Genomic DNA, 6,516 nt, shown 5'->3' on the forward strand with positions numbered 1-6,516 from the left:
TCTTTGGAACATCTGTGAACATTATCATTGCAGTTGCTCTATTAAGATAATATAAGATACACTGTTGTTAGAAACAAGAGGTGAAATAGTATGATTTTACTACAAGTAAATCAGCTCAAAAAGTATTTTGCTGCTGATCTTATTTTATCCAATATAAAATTAGAAGTACAAACTCGCGACCGAATTGCTATTGTTGGCCGAAATGGTGCCGGAAAATCAACCTTATTAAAAATAATTGCTGGTCACATGTCCCATGATGGCGGTGAAATTATTAAGCCAAAAAGCGTCACTATTGATTACCTTGCACAGGACACTGGACTTGAATCAAATCTTACCATTTGGCAAGAAATGCTTACCGTCTTCGCATCTTTACAAAAACTAGAAAAAGACTTAAGAAAACTTGAAGTAAAAATGGGAGACCCATCTGTTTTTGAAAACCCAACTGATTATCAAAGGCTACTCGAAGAATATGATCAGCTCCAGGTCGATTTTAAAGAAAAGGGTGGCTATCAATATGAAGCCGATATTCGATCGATTCTACATGGCTTTCATTTTACAGACAAAGACTATGAAACCAAAATATCTAGCTTAAGTGGTGGTCAAAAGACGCGCTTAGCCCTTTGTAAACTATTACTAACAAAACCTGATTTATTGATTCTGGACGAGCCAACCAACCACCTCGATATTAGCACTCTTACCTGGCTTGAACAATATCTACAAGGCTATCCAGGTGCACTCTTAATTGTTTCTCATGACCGGTACTTCCTAGACAAAGTCGTCAACCAGGTCTATGAGATTTCGAGACACACAAGCACCAAATATGTCGGAAACTACAGCAACTATTTAAAATTAAAGGCTGAAAACTATGAGCTTGATCTAAAAAAATACGAAAAACAGCAGGAAGAAGTCGAAAGATTAAAAGACTTCATCGCGAAAAATCTAGTCAGAGCTTCCACAACAAAGCGCGCCCAAAGTAGACGAAAACAGCTTGATCGAATGGAGCTGATGGGCAGACCAGCTGGTGACGAAAAATCAGCTTCCTTCCGATTTGAAATCGAAAGACAAAGTGGAAATGACGTCTTAAGTGCTAAAGACATCTCAGTTTCCTATGAAAAGGATAAACCGATTATCACTAATATCAATTTCAATATTTATCGCGAAGACAGCATTGCGTTAGTGGGGCCAAACGGGATCGGAAAATCGACCCTATTAAAAGCAATTATCGATAAACTAGAGCATGTCAATGGAACAATTCGTTTTGGGTCGCATGTAACGGTTGGTTACTATGACCAACAACAAGCTGACCTAAACTCAAACAATCGTGTGTTAAATGAATTATGGGATGAATATCCACTTAAACCTGAAAAAGAAATCCGCACTGTTCTTGGGAATTTCCTTTTTTCCGGGGATGATGTGTTAAAAATCGTTTCAACCTTAAGTGGTGGCGAAAAAGCGAGACTTGCCCTTGCTAAGCTGATGATGGAGAAATCGAACTTCCTCATTCTTGACGAACCTACGAACCATCTAGACCTTGATAGTAAGGAAGTACTTGAAAACGCGCTAATTGATTATCCTGGGACCATTCTTTTTGTATCCCATGACCGGTACTTTATTAACCGAATCGCAACGAAAGTATTTGAGCTATCTCTAGATGGACTGACAGAATACCTTGGTGATTATGACTATTATCTTGAAAAAAAATTCGAAATGGAAGAATTGGCTCGACTTGAAGCACAAGAGAAAAAAGCTGATAAACGAGAAGTAATTCAAGAAAAAAACTCTTATGAACAAGAAAAGGAATTAAAGAAACAAGAGCGTCAACGAAAACGCAGAATTGAGGAAATCGAACTCGAGATATCCTCTCTTGAGGAAAAGACCGAAGAAAATGAACAGCTTCTTTGCGACCCAGAAGTCTACCAAAACCATGAAGAAGTACAACGAATTAATGAAGAAAATGAAAAAATTTCAACTAAGCTTGAAGCCCTAATGGAGGAATGGGAATCCCTCCATGAAATAAGTGGATAAACCTTTTCTCCTATCCACTTAAATAAGTTATCCCCATCTGAAAATCGATTTGGATGGGGATATTTTTGCACCATTTTCCACATTTTTTCGAGTTATGCACTGATTTATCCACACTATCCACATTTATCAACAGTGTTATCCACAGAAAATGTCCACAAATGCACATTAGTTATTTCAGTACTTTTTATAGGTTTTCCACAAATCCTGTGAACTTGTGGATTATTTATCAACAAAAAAGCCCTCTTATAGAATGAGGACTTTTTGACTACTTTTCGATATCTAAACCAGGATTTGCGTTTAATGCATAGGATGACCGTTTCCCTTTTTCATATAAGACACTTCCAACTGCCGCAATCATTGCAGCATTGTCTGTACAAAGCGAAAGGGGCGGAATAATGAGCTTTATTTCTGGCATCTCTGCAAATGCATGTTCTAAAGCTGCTCGCAATCCTTTATTTGCCGCAACTCCGCCAGCTAATAGAACTTGCTTTACTTGATATTCTTTCGCTGCTTTTACTGTCTTAGTTACTAACACATCAATAACACTTTCCTGAAAGCTTGCTGCCAGATTCTTTGGTTCAATCGTTTCCCCACGCTGCTCTGCATTGTGAAGAGTATTAATGACAGCTGATTTCAATCCACTAAAACTAAAATCGTATGAATCCTCTTCTAGCCATGCTCTTGGTAAATCAAGCGTCGCTGTTCCTTCATGGGCTAGTCGATCAATATGTGGTCCACCTGGGTACGGAAGGCTAAGAGTTCTAGCCACCTTGTCGTATGCTTCGCCAGCAGCATCATCCCTCGTTTCCCCGATAACCTTAAAGGATGCATGCTCTTCCATATAAACAAGCTCAGTATGGCCACCTGACACAACTAACGCTAATAATGGAAACTCCAGCTCCTCTACTAATCGATTTGCATAAATATGACCTGCAATATGATGTACTCCTAAAAGGGGAATATCGTGGGCAAATGCCACCGCTTTTGCTGCATTAACCCCAATTAATAATGCTCCTACAAGACCAGGACCCTCTGTTACCGCAATTCCATCAATATCCGCAAAATGAACATCAGCTTGCTTCAATGCCTCTTCAATCACAAGTGTTATGGCTTCAACATGATGCCTTGACGCAATTTCCGGAACAACCCCACCAAATCGCTTATGACTTTCAATTTGTGATGCAACAACATTTGATAAAATTTCTCGTCCATTTCGTACAATCGAAACAGCTGTTTCATCACAGCTCGTTTCAATTCCCATAATTATTTGGTTATCACTCATGTAAATTCACCCACATAACTAGCGCATCTTCATTATTATCTGTATAGTAATTTTTTCGGATTCCACCAGGCTTGAAGCCTAGTTTTTTATAGAGGTTTTGCGCAACATGATTCGACACTCTAACCTCTAGCGTCATCGTTGCTGCCTGATGCTGCATCGCTAAAAGCTTCGCCTGCATCAACAAAGCTTCCCCAAGCTTCTTTCCTCTATATTCTGGGAGCACTGCGATATTGGTAATGTGACATTCATCTAAAATAAGCCACATTCCGCAATAGCCAATCACATCATTGTTATCAGTCATCACTATATACTTTGCAAACTGATTATGAACTAACTCATTATAAAATGCTTCTCTCTTCCAAGGGACGGTAAATGCTGATGCTTCAACCTTCATGACACCATCAATGTCATCTAACGTCATGAAGCGAAACAAAATCTGTTGATCGATGATATCTTTCATGCTTACCCCTGCCTCTTCCCTAACCAATTCGCTTCCGCCTCTGCCAAACGAATATAATTTGGCACAAAAGTATGAACATCCACTGGCTCCTTTTTCGAACCTAACTCTGCTAACTCACTTGGTCTCGGATTCCAATCTGTGTATGGTGCAACATATGCAAATTGATTTGAATCTGTTTCTATCTGTTCCTTGTGGATAACTAAATCATTTCCGATAAAAAGCACTGGTGTTTCTTTCTTTTTAAGCTCCTCAAGCCAATCCGATAATAAAATAATTTTATCTTCTTCTATACAATTCAGTGTCTTGCCTTCATATTGATAAAGACCTGTATATACCTGGCCCCTTCTTGCATCAAATAATGGTGAAATAAAGCCATTAAAGTACCTGCCATTGGCTGCCACTACTTCTAGACTAGATACTCCTACCAAAGGAACCTGTAATGACCAGGCTAATGTTTTCGCAATTGTAACACCAATTCTCACCCCTGTATATGAGCCTGGCCCCATTGCCACTACAATTTTTTCAAGTTCCTTAGGGTTTATACCACATTCCTTCATCAACTGTTCAATGGTGGGCATCACACGGACAGAATGGTTTTTTGGAAGATTTGTAATGACCTCCCCAATCACCGTTTCTTCATCAACAATTGCGACCCCTAATACATAATTGGACGTATCTATAGCTAAAACCTTCATTCGCCAAATAACTCCTCACATAAATGTTGATACCTTTCCCCTTTTGGTATCACCGTAATCTTACGCTTCGTATCCCCTTGATGTTCAATTCTAATGGTGAGCTTTCGCTCTGGTAATCGATCCTCAATGAGATGTGCCCACTCCACCACTGTCACACCATCGCCCTCAAAATATTCGTCAAATCCAAGATCCTCATCACTATGCCCCAAACGATACACATCCATATGATAAAGAGGGATTCTCCCTTGATATTCCTTTATAATCGTAAATGTCGGACTATTCACCGTTCTTGTAATGCCAAGTCCTTTCGCCAGCCCTTTAGTAAAAGTTGTTTTTCCTGCCCCTAAATCTCCCTCAAGAGTTATGACATCGCCCGGTCGAAGCTTTTCAGCCAAGCGGTACGAAAAACTCCCCGTTTCTTCAGGCGTATTCGTTATTAATTCAAATTTTTCCATACAATCCACCTTATTCATCAAATACGCCTTGGCGTATCTTCGCCCGATTTTTTATGCCCACACGAGGTGGGTCACAAAGACGTTAACACATTAAGTAGCGTCCTTAGTCTTTGATCTTATGCTCGAAAAGTTTCCATTGAAAAATCGTGGCATCCGCCGGAGGCTTTAACTTTATTCAGCAGAGTGTCACCCCCGCACAAATTGGATACTTGCTCATTCACCATATTACTTATAGAGGTGAGGACTTTTTCTGAATAAAGTTAAAATGATTATAGCCCTTCATCTCAAGCTTTTGTAATTCACCATTTCGGTTTAAAAATACAGCTGGACCACCGTCCGAAACAGTACCAATTTTCGAAAGGACATAATCATGTTCCATTGCCTTTTTCTGTATTATATCCCAATCTGAAGCTGCCATCGTTCCAACTAGTTCAAAGTCCTCCCCACCGTATAATGCAAACTCAAGAGCACGGTCTTTAAACTGCGTCAAAATAGCCTCACTAAATGGTATTTTATCTTCATCTATTTGTAAAGTAACACCGCTAGCCTTTGCTATCTCATTTGCTTCACTAGCTAAACCATCACTAATATCATTTAATGAGACCCTTCCAAAGGAAGATAAAAGCCGCCCAATCTCTACTCTCGGTTTCGGATATTGATGTGTCCGAATAAGGGTTTCTTCTAACTCAGTAAATGAATGTTCGTTTCCATTATGTAATAATAAATTCAACCCAGCTGCTGAGTCTCCAACCGTCCCAGTAACAAAAACGATATCTCCTGGCTTTGCATGGCTTCGTAAAAAATGCTTTCCTTGCTCGACCTCACCAAGAACCGTAACAGTAATAACCAAGGTTTCAGCAATTGATACAGTATCGCCACCAATTAAATCCATTTGGTACTTATCTGCTAGCATTGCCATACCTTCATAAATCGATAACAAATCTGCTTCATTCCACTCCTTAGGAATAGCAATTGACACCAAATAAAAGGTAGGGATTCCACCCATCGCGGCAATATCACTAATATTAACAGCTAATGCCTTATATCCAATTTGATATGGATCCATTGTTTGAGAATTGAAATGAACACCCTCTACCATTGTATCCATGCAGATGATTTGTTCCATATTTGAAGTTGGTCTGAAAAGCGCAGCATCATCGCCAATCCCAGCTATTAAACCAGACCTGGAAACACGCTTCGGTTTGATTTGATCAATAAAGTGAAATTCATCCTGCAATGCCATCTAATATCACTCCTAATATTTCAAAAAGAAAATAGTAAACGAGGTAGTGAAAAAAAGCCTTAGGCCAACGCCTAAGGACCTTTATACAATATTATAAGTTTACCGTATTTCAACAAAATCAGCAAAAAAAGAAAGAAAATAAATGAATTTTCGAAGGAGACGGTCGGATTCAATTGTTCGTTTTCCTTAAAAATCTTGATGAAGTATTATTTAAAGAGGTACGCGATGCGGACGTGACTTTATCGCATAGGGACAGTGATAACCTTTTGAAGGTGATTCTGCTTTCGTTTAGGTCTTCATAGGTGCGATGAAGGACTTTTCGAGGCAGATTTGCTTTCGTTCGAGTCTTCATAAGG

General features: G+C 39.3%; 6 protein-coding genes. 1 reads left to right on the forward strand and 5 read right to left on the reverse strand.

Going from position 1 to position 6,516, the window contains the following annotated elements; translation table 11 throughout:
* Positions 1 to 90 precede the first annotated feature (90 nt).
* Positions 91 to 2,025 carry an ABC transporter ATP-binding protein gene (locus V7112_RS22800; protein WP_335424088.1) on the forward strand — a complete coding sequence of 645 codons (1,935 nt, stop codon included), beginning with the start codon at positions 91 to 93 and terminating at the stop codon, positions 2,023 to 2,025.
* A gap of 265 nt (positions 2,026 to 2,290) precedes the next feature.
* Here V7112_RS22800 and tsaD read toward each other — a convergent pair whose 3' ends face one another.
* From tsaD to thiL, 5 genes are all read right to left on the reverse strand, one after another.
* A complete protein-coding gene (gene tsaD, locus V7112_RS22805) occupies positions 2,291 to 3,307 on the reverse strand; it encodes a tRNA (adenosine(37)-N6)-threonylcarbamoyltransferase complex transferase subunit TsaD (protein WP_335424089.1) in 1,017 nt (338 codons plus the stop codon).
* The gene (gene rimI, locus V7112_RS22810) at positions 3,300 to 3,767 is read right to left on the reverse strand and encodes a ribosomal protein S18-alanine N-acetyltransferase (RefSeq protein WP_438823942.1); all 468 of its coding nucleotides are present in this window, start codon (positions 3,765 to 3,767) and stop codon (positions 3,300 to 3,302) included. The genes tsaD and rimI overlap by 8 nt, the downstream gene beginning before the upstream one ends.
* A gap of 2 nt (positions 3,768 to 3,769) precedes the next feature.
* On the reverse strand, positions 3,770 to 4,462 hold the full coding sequence (gene tsaB / locus V7112_RS22815) for a tRNA (adenosine(37)-N6)-threonylcarbamoyltransferase complex dimerization subunit type 1 TsaB (RefSeq protein WP_335424092.1): 693 nt from the start codon (positions 4,460 to 4,462) through the stop codon (positions 3,770 to 3,772).
* A complete protein-coding gene (tsaE, locus tag V7112_RS22820; RefSeq protein ID WP_335424094.1) occupies positions 4,459 to 4,917 on the reverse strand; it encodes a tRNA (adenosine(37)-N6)-threonylcarbamoyltransferase complex ATPase subunit type 1 TsaE in 459 nt (152 codons plus the stop codon). The genes tsaB and tsaE overlap by 4 nt, the downstream gene beginning before the upstream one ends.
* Positions 4,918 to 5,146: 229 nt before the next feature.
* Positions 5,147 to 6,160, reverse strand: a complete 1,014-nt coding sequence (gene thiL, locus V7112_RS22825; protein ID WP_335424095.1) for a thiamine-phosphate kinase — start codon at positions 6,158 to 6,160, stop codon at positions 5,147 to 5,149.
* Between the last annotated feature and the right edge of the window lie 356 nt (positions 6,161 to 6,516).

The sequence above is a fragment of the Bacillus sp. JJ1566 genome, from assembly GCF_036962685.1.
Lineage (GTDB): Bacteria > Bacillota > Bacilli > Bacillales > Bacillaceae_L > Ferdinandcohnia.